This window comes from Psychrobacter sp. KFRI-CH2-11 (genome assembly GCF_038239325.1).
GTDB classification, from domain to species: Bacteria; Pseudomonadota; Gammaproteobacteria; order Pseudomonadales; family Moraxellaceae; genus Psychrobacter; species Psychrobacter celer.
Window position 1 is genome coordinate 1,925,907 of sequence record NZ_CP151283.1, and the last position, 18,966, is coordinate 1,944,872.

The 18,966-nt window shown below is 48.9% G+C and carries 16 protein-coding genes; 3 read left to right on the plus strand and 13 right to left on the minus strand.

Annotation, left to right across the window (positions count from 1 at the left end; translation table 11 throughout):
* Positions 1–10 precede the first annotated feature (10 nt).
* The 5 genes from cas3 to AADH33_RS07935 form a co-directional block, all read right to left on the minus strand.
* Positions 11–2,833, minus strand: coding sequence for a CRISPR-associated helicase Cas3' (cas3, locus tag AADH33_RS07915; RefSeq protein WP_348548529.1), 2,823 nt, complete (start codon positions 2,831–2,833; stop codon positions 11–13).
* Between the two features lie 204 nt (positions 2,834–3,037).
* A complete protein-coding gene (gene fhuB / locus AADH33_RS07920) occupies positions 3,038–5,119 on the minus strand; it encodes a Fe(3+)-hydroxamate ABC transporter permease FhuB (protein ID WP_348548530.1) in 2,082 nt (693 codons plus the stop codon).
* The gene (locus AADH33_RS07925; RefSeq protein ID WP_348548531.1) at positions 5,116–6,012 is read right to left on the minus strand and encodes an ABC transporter substrate-binding protein; all 897 of its coding nucleotides are present in this window, start codon (positions 6,010–6,012) and stop codon (positions 5,116–5,118) included. Before AADH33_RS07925 ends, fhuB begins: the two co-directional genes overlap by 4 nt.
* Before the next feature lie 262 nt (positions 6,013–6,274).
* Positions 6,275–7,039: an ABC transporter ATP-binding protein gene (locus tag AADH33_RS07930; RefSeq protein WP_100749289.1), complete on the minus strand. Its 765-nt coding sequence runs from the start codon at positions 7,037–7,039 to the stop codon at positions 6,275–6,277.
* Positions 7,040–7,292: 253 nt separating this feature from the next.
* Complete coding sequence (locus AADH33_RS07935; protein ID WP_075101212.1) at positions 7,293–8,219, minus strand: bestrophin family protein; 927 nt, start codon at positions 8,217–8,219, stop codon at positions 7,293–7,295.
* Positions 8,220–8,532: 313 nt separating this feature from the next.
* Between AADH33_RS07935 and AADH33_RS07940 the strand changes: the two genes are divergently transcribed.
* A complete protein-coding gene (locus AADH33_RS07940) occupies positions 8,533–8,994 on the plus strand; it encodes a hemerythrin domain-containing protein (RefSeq protein ID WP_348548532.1) in 462 nt (153 codons plus the stop codon).
* Positions 8,995–9,037: 43 nt separating this feature from the next.
* Here the strand turns inward: AADH33_RS07940 and AADH33_RS07945 are convergent, their stop codons facing one another.
* Positions 9,038–9,922: a LysR family transcriptional regulator gene (locus AADH33_RS07945; RefSeq protein WP_348548533.1), complete on the minus strand. Its 885-nt coding sequence runs from the start codon at positions 9,920–9,922 to the stop codon at positions 9,038–9,040.
* An 89-nt stretch (positions 9,923–10,011) separates the two neighbouring features.
* On the opposite strand from AADH33_RS07945, the gene AADH33_RS07950 reads away from it, so the two are divergent.
* Complete coding sequence (locus AADH33_RS07950) at positions 10,012–10,464, plus strand: PACE efflux transporter (protein WP_075101209.1); 453 nt, start codon at positions 10,012–10,014, stop codon at positions 10,462–10,464.
* A gap of 105 nt (positions 10,465–10,569) precedes the next feature.
* On the opposite strand, the gene AADH33_RS07955 is transcribed toward AADH33_RS07950, so the two are convergent.
* Complete coding sequence (locus tag AADH33_RS07955) at positions 10,570–11,244, minus strand: cupin domain-containing protein (protein ID WP_348548534.1); 675 nt, start codon at positions 11,242–11,244, stop codon at positions 10,570–10,572.
* Positions 11,245–11,289: 45 nt separating this feature from the next.
* Positions 11,290–12,153, minus strand: a complete 864-nt coding sequence (locus AADH33_RS07960) for a universal stress protein (RefSeq protein ID WP_348548535.1) — start codon at positions 12,151–12,153, stop codon at positions 11,290–11,292.
* Between the two features lie 241 nt (positions 12,154–12,394).
* Between AADH33_RS07960 and AADH33_RS07965 the strand changes: the two genes are divergently transcribed.
* Positions 12,395–12,928 (plus strand): DUF2058 domain-containing protein, encoded by a 534-nt coding sequence (locus AADH33_RS07965; protein ID WP_348548536.1) that lies wholly within the window; start codon positions 12,395–12,397, stop codon positions 12,926–12,928.
* Positions 12,929–13,051: 123 nt separating this feature from the next.
* Here AADH33_RS07965 and AADH33_RS07970 read toward each other — a convergent pair whose 3' ends face one another.
* The 5 genes from AADH33_RS07970 to speB all read right to left on the minus strand — a co-directional run bounded on the left by AADH33_RS07970 (position 13,052) and on the right by speB (position 18,942).
* Positions 13,052–14,551 (minus strand): aldehyde dehydrogenase family protein, encoded by a 1,500-nt coding sequence (locus AADH33_RS07970; protein ID WP_348548537.1) that lies wholly within the window; start codon positions 14,549–14,551, stop codon positions 13,052–13,054.
* 90 nt (positions 14,552–14,641) lie between these two features.
* A complete protein-coding gene (locus AADH33_RS07975) occupies positions 14,642–15,088 on the minus strand; it encodes a hypothetical protein (RefSeq protein ID WP_348548538.1) in 447 nt (148 codons plus the stop codon).
* A gap of 36 nt (positions 15,089–15,124) precedes the next feature.
* Positions 15,125–16,048: a YjiH family protein gene (locus AADH33_RS07980; protein ID WP_348548539.1), complete on the minus strand. Its 924-nt coding sequence runs from the start codon at positions 16,046–16,048 to the stop codon at positions 15,125–15,127.
* 136 nt (positions 16,049–16,184) lie between these two features.
* On the minus strand, positions 16,185–17,888 hold the full coding sequence (locus tag AADH33_RS07985) for a 5-guanidino-2-oxopentanoate decarboxylase (protein WP_348548540.1): 1,704 nt from the start codon (positions 17,886–17,888) through the stop codon (positions 16,185–16,187).
* Between the two features lie 85 nt (positions 17,889–17,973).
* Positions 17,974–18,942 (minus strand): agmatinase, encoded by a 969-nt coding sequence (gene speB / locus AADH33_RS07990; RefSeq protein ID WP_075101197.1) that lies wholly within the window; start codon positions 18,940–18,942, stop codon positions 17,974–17,976.
* Positions 18,943–18,966: the final 24 nt, after the last annotated feature.

Here is an 18,966-nt window from a genome sequence, read left to right on the forward strand (position 1 = left end):
TCGTTTGAGCTTATATCATAGAATTTATCTCAACCAACCCCTTTTCCTTATCATAAGTAAACTTATCATCAGCATCAGCGAGCCATAACCTTTTGTATTCAAGACCTCGATAGCGCTCTTTTAACATCATGATTTGTTCTGCAAATTGGCTGGGCACTTCTGTCAGCTTATCAGCCATACTCTCACCAATCTTAACTGTGCTCAGCTCTAATTGAAATTCTGAGGCATCTGCATAAAAGCCTATCTGATGGATATCGCCACTTTGTTCGGTTCGCAGTATCACTACTTCGCAAGTTGGCATTTCTTGAAAGCGCGTATTGGCTTCACTGTTGACAGCGGACTCACTGCCAAACCATCTGGCTTGACTCTTTTCGCAATAGCCTTTTTCCCAATCAATCAAAGCGTCTTTTGCACTATGTTGTTTACGCTTTTGCTGACTCATATCGGCTTTGCTATCGGCCAGTAGCGCATCGGGTATTTGTAGCTGCGCCTCAGCAGCATATACCGATTCGATCAATAGACGCGCATCTTTAGGCAAATCTAGATAACCTTGCTGCTGCAATATACGCATTGTCAGCCACAGCTGACCTAGATGACGATAGACATATTGGCTTTTGGGAAACAGCTCGCTATACCAGTTCGCTCTGGGCTCTGCGCTGAACTTTGGTGCCAATATCGTCAATACAGGCGACGGTCTTGATTCTACTGTGGTATGACTGTCTGTTATTCTTTGCCCTGCTATATTGCGCTTATGACGATGTAACCTCCCTGCCCGCTGGATAAGATAATCAATAGGACACAAATCACTGACCATAATGTCAGCATCTGCGTCCAGCGACTCTTGAAACACCTGCGTTGCTATTAAAATCTTGCCCGCCCGCTTAGCAGGTGTGCTGTCTTTACCGAACCAATCCAGCACTGTCGATTCAATACGACTGCGGTCAGCCAGCGCAAACCGGCTATGAAATAAGAGTAAGTTTTCTGCCGCTACACCTGCATTCAATAACTCATCATAGGCATCAATAGCATCGGTCACCGTATTTCTTACCCATACCGCGCATTGATGGTTTTGTGAAGCCTTTACCAGATAATCAATAACATCCGATGTCTGATGTAAAAAATCAACTTTCAGCTTGCGCGAGACTCGCTCAGGACTGGTTATTGACGTCTCAACCAGCGTATCTATGTCGGTATCTGGGGTCATGGTGACATGCGTCGCTAAAGGAAAATGCGTGGACTGAGTCACATTTGCAGCGACTGTTTTGACGTAGCTGGGCGCTTCTTGACCCAGCCATAACTTAGCGAGCGCTTCTCGCTTATCTAAGCTTAAGGTAGCGGTTAATAAGATAGCGTGACCCCCTTGGTGCAGATGGACTTGTAACAAGGATTTGAGTAGCTCAAACATATAACTATCAGCGCTATGTACCTCATCAAATATCAGCACCTTGTGATGCAAGCCAAGTAAGCGCAGTGGTTGATGCTTTTTAGGCAGGGCAGCCAGCAATGCTTGGTCAATCGTACCGACACCGATATTGGCTAATAACGCCCGCTTATTACTACTAGCAAACCAAGCATGACATTGACTGCTTATCTCATCTCCTGCTGCCTCGCGGCTTGTATCTTTAGAATGACCTATTGAAGAGTAGTTGCTATTAGCATTATTAATAAGCTCTCGAAACGTTGCATTCATGTTTTTGCTACCATGCGCCAGTACCAGTGAAGGCTGTTTGTCAGACTTGCCGTATAACGTTGGCATAAACTTTTCGATACGTTCAAACATGGCGTTAGAGGTCGCAGTAGTCGGCAGACCAAAGTAAAAACCATCCACCTCGCCCATGCCCATCAACCGATGCGCTAGCGTCAAAGCCGCTTCCGTTTTGCCTGACCCTGTCACATCTTCTAGTACAAACAACTGCGGATAGTTATGAATAGTCACCGACTCCGCCCACGCTTGCAGAGGGGACGGACTAAAACCAAAACTGTTTTGTACGCTACTAAAAGGTATGGGAGAGAGCGTAGTCGCTAGCCCTTTGTCATCGACGCAGCGCTTGGCAATATCCAGTGTCATCTGCCAGTAGTCTGCTAAGGGCATGACTTGATGTTGATAGCTAAAATAAGCGGTATCTGAGCCTAACCAATCAGCCAGCATGGTTACGCCTGATAGCTGCCAGCTGACATGCTTTACGCGAGTATGCCAGTCTTTACCAGCAAGCAGCTCAACAGGTAGTTCTATCGCAAACAATGATTTAAGATCGTTAATCCACTGATTGGCCACTTGTAAATCTTTGGGATCAATCTCGTGTTGGTATTTCACTCCAACGGCTAAAGGATCTTTTGCATCGACAGGTTTGTCTTCTAGCTGTATCGGTTTACCATGATGACCAAGTACACAGTTAATTAAAATAGACAGCCCTGTCTTTACCTGCCGTTTTGTCCTTGTGTCCATGTCGATATCGCATAGATACCCATTAAGAAAAGCGTTTTGATAAAAACACCAGCCTAGCGCGTCATGTCTTTTGTCATAGGCATAAATACTGCGATCCACTTTGGTCAAAAAAGTATCATCGTCAGGCTGGTATAAACCCTGAAATGATGAGGCAAACTTACCCAAGTCATGCAAACCAATTAAAAAGCATAGTAGCTGTCTTAATTCAGGCTTAGGAATCTCTAAATAACCGGATAAATCGTTCATGATAGGTGCATCATCATGGAGTAGATAATGCGCCACTGCCGCTACATCTAGACTGTGATAAACCAATAAATGGTAGGGAGAATCTGAAAGGTACTCATTAGGCTGGGCCTTACCCCAGTAGTGATAATAATCAGGCGTCATGGTTGCTTCCATACTTTATATAGGTTTAAGTTAATTTGGACAACTTTAGTAAAGTTTTTGGCAAATATAACTCAGTATACGTATGGAACAAATGCTCAGTAAAGACATTTAAAAGTGTTAGGGCGTGTCTTCAATTCAATTTTCCTCAGAAATTCATGAATGCCAGTAGAGCTGTACCTATTTTGAAATAGGTTAATTGTATTCTTAACGCGCAGTCATCGGCACTTTGCCAATCAGCCACAAGAAATACGTCCCGCCAATCAGCGCAGCGATCGTACCTGCTGGCAGCTCATAAGGAAATATCACATAACGCCCAAACCAATCAGCTAGCACCATCACACCAGCGCCCAAAATGGCGGCTAAGGGCAATTGATGCTCCAGTTTTACCGCCCCTAGAGAAGTCGCGACATGGGGCACCATCAGCCCCACAAAACTAAGTGGCCCAACTGCAAGCGTACTTGCCGTACTAAACGCCGCCACCAATATCAAAAGCGCGAGCGTCACAGGATTGACTGCCACACCTAGATTGCGTGCCATGCTAGCCCCCAACCCCAAGACTCTAAGCGGTTTGATAATCAATAAACTCAGCACAAACAAAACCAGCGCTATCCCCATCAGATACCAAACGGTATTGGGCTGGGCACTATAGGTCGTCCCTGACAGCCAGCTGAGCATCGCCTCAAGCCGCGGGTCGCCTGAGAGCTTGACCATGTGCATGACCCCATCCATCATCGCGGCGATACCGACCCCCACCAAGAGCAGATAACCTGAGCTGACTTTCCGCGCTAGCCAAATCACCAGCAGCAGTACTATAAGAGCACCCATCAGGCCAGCCGCTAGCAGAGTACCTGCACCTGCTGACAACCCCAGCAGCGGTAAGCAAAAAAACCCACCAATGACGCCAAGTGCGGCGCCTGAGCTGACACCGAGTACCTCAGGGCTGGCCATCGGATTACGCGTGAGTGTTTGCAGCAACACCCCCGCCACCGCCAGCATCAGTCCGGTCGCAGCCGCACTGAGACTGCGTGGCAGACGGTATTGCTGAGTGATGGCCCAATCCGTACTGAGCAGCGTCCAGCCCTTGATATCTTGTACCACCAGCGAGGTGATGAGCAGCAAACCTACCACGCCAAGCACCCAGCGCCATAGATGCACAGGGGTTTGTGTGCGATTGACCATGGGCGCAGACACCGTCTCGAGCCGATCATGACGCTGGCGCAAAATGAGCCAAATAATCAATGGTGCACCCAGCACGCCCGTCATCGCCCCTGCAGGAATCGGCATCGCTATGATAGGTTCAAGCAGGAGCGCGGCATGATTGGTCAGTAATAACAACAGTGCCCCAAAGCCAAAAGCTGCGAGCAATCGTTTACCAATAGCGGTAAGACCTAAAGCGTTGACGATGCTTGCTGCGCCCAAGCCTACAAAACCCACCAGACCCACTTCGCTGACCACCAGCGCTGTGACCAGCGCCACCAGTAGCACCACCAGCGCGCGAATACCTTGTACAGGCACGCCCAAGCGCTTGGCTTGCCAGTCATCCAAGCTCATCATGCCAAGCGGTTTTAGCAGAGGTAAGCAAGCCATCACAAACCCCACTGCCGCCCAGGACAATAGCGTTGTAGTATGCCAGCTGTTTTGCGTCAAAAATCCTGCTGCCCATGACAATGTGCCATTACTACGCTCAGCAAAAAACAACAATAAGACATTGGCAAATGCGGCCAACAAGATATTGACCACCAAACCTGCCAATACCAAAATCAGCGCATTAAAACGACTGGCGGCCGCCAGCGCAAACACCAAACCCATGCTAATCAGCGCCCCTACAAACGCCACATACATGCCGCCGTAGATTGCCAGGCTCGGTATAAACAGACTCACCAGCAATATCGCCAGCTGCGCACCGGCACCGACGCCGAGGGTGGTATCTGACGCCAGCGGGTTTTTGACCAATTGCTGTAATAAGATACTGACTGCCCCCAACAGCCCGCCAGCCAATAACGCGACCAATGAGCTGGCCAACAAAGTCAACTGTACCACCATGCTGCCCATGTCCAGCTGCATACTGGGCAAAAACAAGTCCATCAATGGCCTGTGCCAATCACGCGCAATCAGCGCCCAACTGCTAGCCATGACCAAAGCACATAGAACTGCAAACAGCACCCATAATCGCCCAAAGTGCGCATGAGTGCTAACGGGGTTGGGCGGTATCTGCTGCGGTTTGCTAGGTGTTGTGTCACTTACCTCTGTGTAAGTGCTGCTGGCGCGCTTGCTGCTCGTATTCATGATGCTGCCCCGCCTTGTAATTGTACGGTTGATATTTGATTGGCCAAACTGACCAACGATGACATCCCGCCATAGATCCAAATAGGCGTCAGCTCTCCTATACAGCGCGTCTGACCATAGCCCAAGCGCTGCCAAATCAGACTGTCCTTCATCTCAGCGCGGGTAATGGGGCTTAATGGATCCACAGTCAGCAAACACACATCATCATCGAGCGCCGCCAAATCACCGACCCGCTTAGATACAAAACCGTAATTATTGCCCTCACCTAACACCACAAGCTCTTTGCCCATTGCGGCAAATGCAGGCTTAAACAGACTGTTATTGACATACATGCGCATGTTATTGGCATCAGAAAACTGTACAACGGCAAACTTATTTACGTGAGGATAGCGGGCTTGCAGCTGAGCGCCAGCCTGCTCCATGTCTTGCTTACTTTGTTTGATATAAGCCTCAGCGGCGGCAGGCTGCCCAATCAATCTGCCCAATGTACGCGTCGGCTCAGTATAATCCGCCCACGTCGCCACCTTGCCACTGGCCGAAAACATCACCGACTCGGTAGGTACATCGCCATACAAACGGCGCGCATGCACATAAAATGGATTATCAATCACCATATCTATTGGCAACTGTGCGACCAGCTCAGCATTCGGCTGATAGCGGCCACCTAAATCGACAATATCTGGTGGCAGACTAGGCGTGTCGACCCATCTGTCCCATAGACGTACATCGCCCGTCGCTACAGGAGGATAGCCCATTGCCGTCAGGGTTGCAGCATTGCCCCAATCCGGACTGACTACCCGCTGTGAGGCATCAGCTTTAAGGCTATTAGCAGATGGTTTGGACTCGGCAGATGACGGCTTGGATACAGGTTGCGCGTCATCACAACCGCTCATGATCATGACCAACGTTATTAGTGTCAGTGATATTACTGTCTTTGAGCGTGACTGAGAGTCAAACGAGACGATTGATAAAGCTGATAAAAAAGCACGCTTAACTTGTAATGATGGCGCAGCACGTAAAAGGGCAAATATAAAATGAGCAAACATAGCAGATTGTCTTTAGAAAAAAAGATACGGTAGTAGCAGAGTATTAAAACAATCGTCATACCGCCGACAGAAGCGCCGCGCAAATCGCAGCGACAAGAGAAAACACAGCTTAAGCGACAGCCACCGGTCGCCCTGTCACAGGATGCGTCATCAGCTGCATGGTGACATTGAAAATATCGTGTAAAACGCTGGGCTGCATGGTGCTGAGCACATCGCCGTTGTGACAGATGCGTCCGCCTTTTAGGGCGATGATACGATCGGCATACTGCGCGGCCAGATTGATGTCGTGAATGATAATAACCACACTCAACCCCCGCTCATCGACCAAACGGCGTATCAGCTCAATCACCTCAATCTGATAGTGCATATCAAGCGCAGCCAGCGGCTCGTCTAACAGCAGATAATCAGTGTCTTGCGCCAGACACATTGCCAGCCATACCCGCGCACGCTCACCCCCTGACAATGTGTTGGTAAGGCGATCAGCGAATTGCTCAACCTGTGTCACTCGCATGGCCTCACTTACCTTGTCATGGTCCGCTTGACTGGGTTTTTGTAGCCATTTTTGATGAGGGTAACGGCCGAGCATCACCAGCTCTCGCACGCTAAAGCCTGCCGCTTCTGGGAGCTGCTGGGGCAAATAGGCCATCTTACGCGCCAGTGCTTTATCCCCGTACTCATGAATGCTTCGCTCATCCAAAGTCGCACCGCCTTGCGTACAATCCATCTCGCCTGCCAAGGCTTTAATCAAGGTCGACTTTCCTGAGCCATTGTGCCCAATCAAGGCAATCAGTTGCCGCGCCCCTACCTCAAAGCTGACGTCATTTAACAAAGTATTGTCTTGTCGGCGAATGGTCATCTGCTCTACACGTAACATAACGGCTCTTCTTTACTTATCAATGTCTCAGCGCTACCTGTCATTTTGCGATAGACGCTCATATTTATCGCATCACTTGCGCGCTCACTGTGGCCGATTTTACACGCGAATGATAACGAAAACAATTATCATTAACTAAAAATCTGCATGTTATCGTTAATTCGATATAAAAATCTCTGTCACCAAAAAACAAAAAACTGAGCGCTATGCATACAGCGCTCAGCTCTTGATGACCCCAACCGTACAAGTGTTATTATTGCAAATAACCACCTTGAGACATCAATTCAGGCGGCAAATCCGTCTCTCCCAAGGCTTCTAGCAGGTTTATCTCGATGGTGCGTGAGATGGCGCTCAGTGGCAAATGATTGGCCGCGACGCCGAACGGATCGGTGATTTCTTCGTTGAGCGCATCCAATCCAAAAAACGTATAAGCAATGACGCCGCACACCAACGGTGTCACCCAGCCCAAGGACGTCGCCAAACCAAATGGCAGCATAAAGCAGTACAGATAAGTGGTACGATGCACCAATAGCGTATAGGCAAAGGGTAGTGGCGTATTATGAATCCGCTCGCAAGCCGCCAACACAATCGTCATCGAGGTGACGCGCTCGTCCATGTTTTGTATCATCAGATCAGAGGAGAGCTGCTGGCGTCGAACCTGCCCCAACTTTTTGCCTAGCAGGCGCAATAGATACTCAGGCAAATTGCCCGCTTGGCGCATGCTTGCGTGATACTCAGGCGCCACAAAACGCTCAACATCCTCCCATGGCGCGGTACTTCGCAGCCGATGCCTGAGCGCATGAGTAAACGCGATAGTCAGACGCACCAGCTCCTGCTGCATGTGTCGTCCCGCTTCGCTATCGTCCTCGATAAATGAGAGCACCTGACGGGTAAAACTGCGCGCATCATATACCAACTGCCCCCATAAATGCCGACCCTCCCACCAACGCTGATAACTGGCATTGTTACGAAAACCCAAAAACAAAGACAGAGCGATGCCAAGTAAAGTAAAAGGCGCAGCGCCATAAGAAGAAAAGGAGCTGGGAACCCAGTGCTGGATGGCCGAGATGATGGCACTCAGTAAGCTAATCAATAATACCTGAGGAAAGATATGAGGAATAACGGAGCCGCGCAAAGTAAAAAGTATTCTAAATGCATTCGGTTTTTGCCAAACGATCATGACAGTGTCCTATGGTGTTAAAAGTAGTGTACGCGGCATCAAACACAGAGTTGTGCGATGATAGACAGGGTCACGTACTAAGTGCCTACTACTGAGTGTCTATTAAGGCATTGCTGCTTACTGCGTAATGACTGACTGGCGATTTTAGCATCAAACCCTTTGCGTTTTGCCGCCTCATTGTGTCATAAGTAGAATACGGTTATTAAAAAACAGAATATTTAAAGATCCGCTGATAAAACGCATCATATTTATGCCCAGTGCGTCATTGTCTTGTATGCGCTGTCACTTTATTCACTCATGGAGGTACTCGGTCATGAAACGCGCCCACCAATTGCAGCCCCTATCACGTCAACATCATCTTGGATTAAATCTGTCTCATCATGCCAAACACTGTAGCGGTGAGCGCCATCACATCGATAAACACTGGCAAAACTTGACTGCATATATCCAAGACATGCGCACCCATTTTCAGATCGAAGACCATCTAATCGCCACTGCGCTAAAACCTTATCAAAATACCAACCCTGATGTTGCCACCGCATTAGAGACACTTAACAAACAGCATCTGTTGTTACATAAGCTAATCTGCACCTCTCAAAATCAGACCATCACAGCAGCGCACGTCAAAGCACTCGGTACCCTACTGTATGATCACATTCGTTTTGAGGAGCGCGTATTATTTCCGCTTGCTGAGACTTATCTGACCACAGAGACGCTAGATGCGATTTACCAAGCCTGCGCGGATAATGTCAAACGTATCGATGAGGCGCGCTAGGCGACAGACTGTTTGAGCGTATGCTATTGATTAGCAGTACAGATTAGATTTGTCGATCTAAGGCGATGATGGCCTGCTGTAACCAAGTCCCCGCCTTACCCAAAGGCTTTTCTTTATGCCAAACCAGCTCAACAGCCACAGGCCAACTGTGCTTATCAAAATCCAGTGTTGGCGATACCAGTGAGCCCTCTTTTAGAGCATCGACCACGATATGTTCAGGCACCAGTGCCCACCCTAGATTGCGCTGGACCAGCTCAATGATGATCCACTGGCTCTCAACCCACCACACATCGGCGGCGACACGTAAACGTGATTTTTCTTTACTGTCATTACGTGTGGCGACGATTAATTGCCGGTGTCTTTTTAAATCCTGCCAGCTGACGACTTTGCTTGCAAGCATATGCTCAGGCGCACAAACCATTTTTAGGGGAATCCAGCCCAAGGTATGAAAGCGAATGGCTGAGGGCAAATCTTCTTGGCTCCACATGATACCCAAATCCGCCCGTTTGTCCATAACCAAACGACTGACATCCTCCATAATGGGCAGCAGCAGCTCTAACTCTACGCTAGGAAACAGGCTATCAAACGTTTCAAGTAAGCCGGCCAGCCATTCTGTGGGATATAAATCATCAACCGCCAGCACCAGTCTACTCTCCACCCCTTCGCTCAGACTTTTGGCCACCCCAAAAAAATGCTCACAGCGCTCTAGTATCACATACGCTTCCGCCAACAGCCGCGCGCCCGCTTCGGTCAGCTCAGGATAGCGACTGTTTCGGCTAAACAGCACATTACCTAAATCGATTTCTAAATTGGCCACCGCCGCACTTACCGATGATTGCGCTTTCCCCAGCCTGCGCCCTGCTGCCGAAAACGACCCCGTCTCTACGGTCGCCACAAAGGCTTGTAATTGCTCTAAAGAAAAATTCATCTATCGGTTTTTCCTATATGTCATAACTTTGATGTATTAGTTTAGCAGATACAATATAGGCAACTAAATTATTTTATAAAGGATGTATCATGCGAACTCATCGAGATCGTATTCGTCACGCCGTGGGTTTTGAGGTTATCGCCTTGATTCTCTCGATTCCAATCATGAGCTTTTTCTTTGGGTTTGAGCTTAAGGACATCAGTGTTATTGCCATTGCAGGCTCTATCATCGCCACGCTTTGGAACTATGGCTTTAATATTGTCTTTGATAAAGGGATGCTCAAATTTACGCGCAGTACCTTTAAGACACCATGGATACGAGTGCTGCATGTTGTGTTGTTTGAAGGTGGATTACTGGTACTGTATCTGCCCATGGTGGCATGGTATCTAAATATCAGCTTATGGCATGCTTTTGTCATGGATGCGTCGTTGGTGGGCTTTTATTTGTTTTATACGTTTTCTTATAATTGGGCTTATGACAAGCTCTTTCCGATCACCCATTTCGGCCATACAACAGATAACACGGTGCCTGCGCAGACGTAAGCGCTGTTTACTAGAACCTTCAAGGCTTGAGACAGACGCTTAGCAGCAGGCAATAAGAAGCTGTAAATGATTGGCGTTTAATGGGCAGCATTTAATGAGCAGTACTTAGCTAACTAAACCAATGACCTGCGCCAGATGCCCCGTCTTGATATAGACGGTCGCGCCGCTAGGGCCAGATACCATCTCTAATGGCGTTTCGGTCGGCAGGCGTATCCAGCTATAGCGCGAAAAAGTCTCACCGTCAGCGTACAACTCGCCTGCCAGCACCATGATTTCGGCACCGCCGCTGATGGCCTCAGTAAATAGCAGCTCACCTGCGTCCAAGCGCTGCAAGCTGACGTGCTCATAGTCACTAGCAAACAGCTGGCAGACACTGCGCGAGCCTTGACGCTGCCAATTGCTTGCTTTATTGGTATCGATCGCCACATAGCGTGTCTCATCTGCTGGCATCTGCCATAGCTTTACAAAGATCATCGCTCCCTCATCACTATAAGGCCTATGACCTGAGGCTGGCGGATTCCGTAAATACCAGCCTGCTGGATAATGTTTGTCATCGGCAGAAAACGTCCCTGCCAGCACAAATATCTCCTCACCGCCCGGATGGCAGTGATGCGGAAAGTCAGACTGAGGGGCATAACGCACAAAGCTGGTGGCACGGGCTTTTTCCGCACCCACACGATCGAGCATGATGCGCTCTACCCCCTTTTGCGGTGATTTTACCCATTGCTGCTGCTTGGGTAGTGAGGTGGCGACGCGAGTAAAATCTGCATTAATCAACATAGCATACTGTCCAAAAACTGCGTATTATCCCAAAAAAGTAAACGGCTAACGTAGCAAAACCACAGGCGACAACGTACTGGCGATGATCTCTGTGGTGGTGCTGCCCAAAAACAACTGCTGTAGTTTTGAATGCCCGTATGCGCCCACCACCATAATATCGATGTCATTGTCTAATTGAAACTTTAATAGACCATCGACTGCATCGGAGGCCGATAAATGATGCGCCTTTACGACAAAACCCGCCTCTTGTAATTGGGCCGCGGCCGCGCTTAGGCTTTGTTTGGCGGCATCATTATGATTGCCAATCATCACGATATGGCTATCGAGACCTTTTAACATAGGGCTTTTAGCCACCATTTGTACCGCCTTTATGGCAGTTTTGCTACCATCAAACGCAATCATATACGAGCGCGGCTCTTTAAACGTCTCTGAGCAAATCACCACAGGAATATCAGAGGCACGGGCGACCGTCTCTATCTGACTACCAATATTAATACGGCTATATTTGTGATCTTCTCCGCGGCGACCCATCACGATGGCGCGGTTTGCGGTCGCAAAATGCTCAATGGCTGGCAGTAACTTGCCTCGTCTTTGATAAATGAGCACTTCAAGATCACCAAACTTATTACGAATATGGCTTTTGGCATCCTGCACCAGCGCATTGCTATAGCTATTGACTACCTTGGCCCTTTGCTCGTCTAACTGCGCCAGCTCCTCTAACAAAAACTCACGGCTATTAATCCCTATCGCCCCTGACAGATCACGTCTAAACGACGCTGGCACATCGCTGACATGCAGCAGACCAACGGGTAAGTTTACTCGATTGGCGTACCATGCGGCATAATCACAGACGGATGCGGTCACGGCCGAGCCATCGATACAAGCCAAAATGTGCTGCGATGTTGTCATAATCTGTCCTTAATCATCGTTATTTACCCCGATACCGCTATTTATAGCTATATAGCTCGTTTAATATGGCCAAACGCTAAAACCTCAGCCACTGCCTTGATGATACCCAATTTGGCCTATATCATCCAGCGATGTCTGGCAGACTCACACCCCATCTCTTAGCAAATTTTGCTACAATACAGGGCTTGGATGTTGTAAGTGACATATCGCAGTTTCAATGAGTGGATTTAGGTGAGTGATTATGGCAAAAAACGCCCTTCAGGCTCAATTATTAAAAGCTGGTTTGGTCGATAGCAAAAAGGCCAAAAAAATCAGCAAACAAGCAGAGCATGCCAAACGTACTGGCGACTCAGACAGCGCAGCAGCCAAAAAGGCGCTGGCAGAAGCTCAAGCAAAAAAGCTGGAAAAAGACCAAAAGCTCAATCAAGAAAAACAACGAGCATTAGAAGAAAAAACACGAAAAGCCAATATCATTCAGATGATTAAGCAGCATCAAATCACTGATACACAAGGTGAGATTACTTATCAGTTTGTGGATGATACGAAAATCAAAAAGATTTATATCACCCAAAAGCTGTATGATCAAATCGTCGCAGGCCATGTGGTCATAGCACGCCTAGAGGACAGCTATGCCCTGCTACCACGCCCACTAGCAGACCGTATAGATGCTAAGATGACAGGCTTTATGGTGGTGTCAAACGATACTGCCGAAGACGCGTTGGCAGAAGACGATCCTTATGCCGCTTACGTGATTCCAGATGACTTGATGTGGTAGGTCGCAGTTATTCAATTGCTACTGACTAAGCATTAACCAAACCCCCCTATATAGGCGTTCTATACAGGGGGTTTTTTGACAGAAACATAAGAGTACTCATAAAAACACTCATAAAAACGGCCATTAAGACGGTAGCAAAACATGCTTACTCTTTTGATAAGCAGATAAGCCATCAGTCCCTAACTCTCGGCCGATACCACTTTGCTTAAACCCGCCCCAGCCCGCTTCGGGCACAACGATTTGCTGCTCATTGACCCAAATATGACCGGCTCGAATGTGCCGTGCCATCTCTAACGCTGCATTCTCATCAGCGCTGACAATACTTGCAGCCAAGGCATACTTACTGTCATTGGCAAGCGCAATCGCCTGCGCGTTATCTGCAAAGGTCGCACTCACCAACACAGGCCCAAACACCTCCTCTGCCCACAAGCGACTGGTCGCTGGTACCTCGGTATAAATCGTCGGCGCAGCAAAATAGCCTTGACGCGCTAAGAGGGTGCCACCCGTTAGGCAATGCAGATTTTCTGCAGTTGCAATATTGATATATTTTTTGACCTGCGCCAGCTGCTGAGCACTGACCAATGGTCCCATTTGTGTGTCCGCCGCAAAACCATCGCCTATTTTCAGAGTTTCTGTTTTTGTTTTTAATACTGCAAATAATGACTCGGCAATGTCTTGGTGGACGAGCAGCCTTGAGGTTGCTGAACAAATCTGCCCAGCATTGGTAAAGATACCGCCTATGATCAAGTCGCAGGCATAGTCGATATCAGCATCTGCACATACCACGATAGCGGACTTACCGCCCAGCTCTAGGCTGATGTCTTTGATACCCGCGGCAGCTTGGCGCATCACTTTTTCGCCGACGCTATTACTACCGGTAAAGGAGACTTTATCAATCAGCGGATGACTTGTCATCGCAGCGCCCACCTCTGCCGCGCCAGGGAGGATATTGACCACGCCTTTTGGCAGCTGTATAGCGGACAATATATTGCCCAGCATCAGCTCTGGCAATAGTGTCACCTCCGACGGTTTGAGAATAACGGTACATCCTGCTGCCAGCGCGGGCGCCAGCTTCCAGGCGGTAGTCACCATCGGAAAATTCCAAGGTACAATAAGGGCGCAGATACCAACAGGCTCGTAAGTTTTCAATAAGCGTATGCCCGTCTCATTGGTGCCGACCTTAGACCATGTTTCCTGCTCGATGATAAGGTTGGCATAATAGCGATAACAGGCGATGGCATCTCCGACATCTATCGTCGCCTCCGCAATCGGCTTGCCGTTATTCAATACCGACAGTCCCACCAGCTTATCAAACTGCTGCTCCATCGTATCGGCAATCGCCTGTAAATAGCGCGCCCGTGTACCCACGCTGGTTTGTGACCAAGACGAATAAGCGCGAGCGGCGGCCGTGACAGCCATCTCTACTTGTGCGCTATGACACAAACGAGTCGTTGCGATGACCTCGCCGGCACTTGGGTCATATAAAGCATGGTCACTTACTGACTCAGAGGCTTCAATCGTGACCCAATCACCATCGATATAGGCCGCGTTTAACCTTACATCATTTGTTATGCTTTGCTGAGCGGCGGCTCTTGTTAAAGATAAAGAATTGGTCATTTCCATGATACTCAGTTGCCTTATATTATTGATAAATCTATATTTACGCTAAATGTTCGCTGGTTTTTTAATGCCAAATGATGGTTGCCATCACGATTAATACAATAGATGCGCCACTGAGGTGATAACCACCAAGCTGATCAGCGTACGTAAGATAAAAATCATAAACAGCTCTAAGACGTTCAGCTTAATGTTTGATTTCAATATCAGCGCGCCCACCTCAGACATATAAACAATCTGGGTAATAGAAGCCGCCCCGACGATGAAGCGTGTCATCTCACTCTCGATGCTTTTGCCGACCAAGGCAGGCAAGTACATATCAGCAAAGCCCATAATCATCGCTGGCGCAGCTTTAGTCGCCTCTGGAATTTGCAATAACTCAAGCAATGGCACAAGCGGTGCAGACAGCCAATCAAACACAGGGGTGTACTCTGCTAAACCAAGCCCAATGGTACCGATAGCGAAAATCACCGGAATCAAACCAAAATAGATATCAAACAAATTCTTTAGGCTATGCTTAAACACGCTACCCAAACTTGGCATAGAGTGCGCGCGCGTGACGGCACGATTGACCGCCCATTAGTAAGTGGAATACTGCGCAGGAATGCCTTCATCCAGCATGCTTTTGCCAGAATGATAAGTATCTGGTTTTAGCGATAATGGCGGTATGCGCGGCATAATGATAGCGGCGATAAACCCTGTCAAGGCGACGGTCAGATAAAAGAAGATAAAGTTATTATCGACGCCAATGGTTTTGGCAACGACGTAGGTAAAGGCAATGGATGTCACCGAAAAAGTGGTGGCGATAATCGCCGCTTCACGTTGGCTATAGTAGCTTTTATTGTACTCTTGCATAGTCACCAGCAAGCCAATAGAGGCCGCACCAAACCAAGAAGACATGGCATCGACTGCAGAGCGCCCAGGCAATCTAAACAACTTCACAAACACCTTGCTGGCCAAGGTACCCAAAAACTCCATCAGACCAAAGTCGGTGAGAAAGGGTAGAGATAATATGGCAAAGAAGAATAAAGGAATCAAAATGGGAATCAAGTCTTCGAAAATCACCCCGCCGGTATTGCGATTGATAATAAACTCAGGACCGACTTGTAAATAAATCATCCAGGCAAACAGCGCCCCAAAAAACCGCGCGGCAAGCCAAAACCAATCGACATCAAAAAGCTTTGCCGTCATGGAGTCTGCATGAATCTCTGGTCTAACGAGCTTGACTGCCAGCGCCCCAACCAAAGACAAAGTCACAATGGCCAGTGCACCATACACCACGTAGTCCCCAAGTGAGGCCTGCAGAGTATCTGTCAGCACGCCCAATAAAATGGTGACCTTACCCTCCCATTTAAACGGGATGATAAACAGCGCCAAACCCAGCGCAGAAAATAGTAAAAACTTCCACATTGAGGCGCGCCACCGCTCACCTTGTGGAGTGGTAGGTTCGACAGCATCATTACCCAATAGCGGCTGCTGCGACTTATCGATATAGTTCGTCATTTAATTCCTCCTTGATAGGCGACGACGCCAGCTTTCCTTTCTGCTGCCTGCCCGATCCCTCATTTCAGCGAAAAAACAGCGTGATACGGTTTTGTTGGTTATTTTTCATTCATGCAAATGACTAGCCAAAAGATGATTAGCCAAAATAGGTAAAGTCTTGACTCATTTTTGACAAAAACGCATCGCTTTCATCCACCTCATAAACCATTGGCTGCTTGCCACTTATGTCTGTTTGCAAAGCCTCTAATAACTGCTGCTTATCGGTAATTCGGCGATAGCCTGCGCCAAACCCTGCGGCCAATGGCTCAAACTTTGGTGTTTTGATATTGACCCCAATCAGTGGCAGCCCGCCCTCCTCCATATAGCGGCGAATCTCACCATATCCTTGATTGTTCCAAAGTAGGACGATCAATGGCAGTTCAAGCTCGGCGGCGCAGATAAGCTCGGCAATGGTAAACTGAATGCCGCCATCGCCGATAAGGCTAATAACGGGCGCACTTGAGCCAATCATGGCGCCAATGGCGGCAGGCAAGCCATAACCCAAGGTGCCAAACCCCGTCGACGAGTTAAACCACTTACGGGTCGCCAATGCCTCAAAGCCAAGGTTGCCGCTATAGACAGGCTGCGTCGAATCGCCAACGAAGATGACATCCTCCACCTCATCTCGAATCAGCTGAAGCAGGGCGTTTTGACCGGCAAAGTCAGGTGTCATCGCTTTGATCAACGCCTGCTTTGCTTCGGTTACGCGTGCGGCGGCTTGATGATTTAGCTGATGCCCCTCTAAACGTGTGCATAGGCCGCTAATGGCCATTTGTGCATCGGACAACACCGCGATATCTGCACGAAATGGCCGCTGCAATTGCTGAGCGTCGCAGTCAATACGAATGAGTGTGCCATTGATTTGGAACTCGCCATTAAAGAACACATCATAATCAGTCTCACCAAGCTCGGTACCGATCGCCAATACCACATCGGCCTCGCTAATGACGGCGCGCCCCGCCTCTAACGACTGATTGCTCCCCAAGCTCAGCGGATGACTAGGTGGCAACAAGCCTTTGGCATTGATGGTCAAAAACGTCGGCGCATCGATAAGCTCTGCCAGCCTTTGTGCATCGTGATCGACATCAACGCAGCCGCCACCGTAAAGCAACACTGGATTTTTTGCGCTCTTTAGCTGCTCAATGATCAAATCAAGCTGCGCAGGATTAGGCAGCGGTCTTGTGATCTGCGGTCGCGCCAAACTTGCTACACTCTTATCATTTTTAGGCGGCTTGGCGACATGACTGGCATCAGCGGTAATCACATCGATAGGTAGCTGAATATGCACCGGTCCCGGACGCTCGCCATCAAACATGGCAAAGGCTTCGGCGATGACCTTAGGCAAGGATTCAGGTTGCCAGATGGTTTTGCTTGCAAGCGCAACCTTGCTGACCATGCCCTGCTGATCGTGCAGCTCATGCAAGTGCCCTTCACCGCTACCCGTATCCTTGACCTTATTGACACTAGAAATCACTAGCATCGGGATCGAGTCGGCTAAGGCTTGCGCCATTGCTGTCATGATGTTGGTCATGCCAGGGCCGGTGATGATAAAGCACACTCCGACTTTGCCAGACGCGCGGTAATAGCCGTCGGCCATAAAGCCTGCGCCTTGCTCGTGACGCGGCGTCACATGGCGGATATTGGTGCTTGGCAGACCACGGTATAGCTCGACCGTGTGCACGCCAGGGATACCAAACACGGTCTCCACTCCATAATACTCCAGCCACTGCACGAGTAGCTCACCACAGGTCAGAGACGAGGTGTCTGGCGATAAAGAAGGCGTTTGCATTACTTGGGTCATGAGTCGATCATCCTAAAAATTTCAATAGTATTTACGGCCTAAATATTAATCGGCCTGCAGTAGCACCCTGCCCAACACAGGCCAATTAATATAACGCTTTGACCTTATCGTCATAGCGCACACCTGGCAAGATACAAAGCATCTCAAACAGCAAGTTTGCTGCGAGTACCGAGGTGTTACCAAACGGATCGTAGGGCGGTGACACTTCGACCAAATCGCCACCGACTACGTCAAGGCCGCGCATACCGCGAATAATCTCGATGCCTTGGGTGGAGGTTAAGCCGCCAATTTCAGCCGTGCCCGTACCCGGTGCAAACGCAGGATCAATGCCATCGATATCGAAACTCAAGTAGACAGGGCCATCGCCGAGCTTTTCACGCACTTCTGCCATGAGCGGTGTCAGCGACTTGTACCAGCACTCCTCGGCTGGCACCACGCGAAAGCCTTGCTGAGTTGACCAATCAAACTCTTCAGCACTATAGCCGGTGCCGCGCAGGCCAATCTGCACCACGCGGTTGCCATCGATTAGATTTTCTTCGACAGCACGGCGAAACGGCGTGCCATGGGCGATTTTTTCGCCAAACATCTCGTCATTGATATCAGCATGGGCATCGATATGTACCATCCCGACAGGGCCGTGTTTTTTGGCAAGCGCACGTAAGATAGGCAGAGCAATGGTATGATCGCCGCCCAGTGTTAGTGGTATCGCACCATGACTGACGATATTATCAGTGTAGAATTTTTCGATGATGTCGACGCTTTTTTGCAGGTTAAAGGTATTGATAGGTACGTCGCCAATGTCAGCGACCTGCAAAGACTCAAAAGGCGCGGCGCGCGTGGCGACGTTATAAGGGCGAATCATACGCGACTCATCACGAATCTGTCTTGGACCCAGTCTGGCACCGCTACGGTTTGATGCGCCGATGTCTAAAGGCACGCCTACAAAGGCTGCGTCCAAGCCTTTGGCGTCTGCTTGCGTCGGCAGGCGCATCATAGAGGCAAAACCGCCAAATCTTGGCATATCGTTGCCGCTTAATGGTTGATTAAATTTCATCACTCACATCCTTGTTTTGATTGG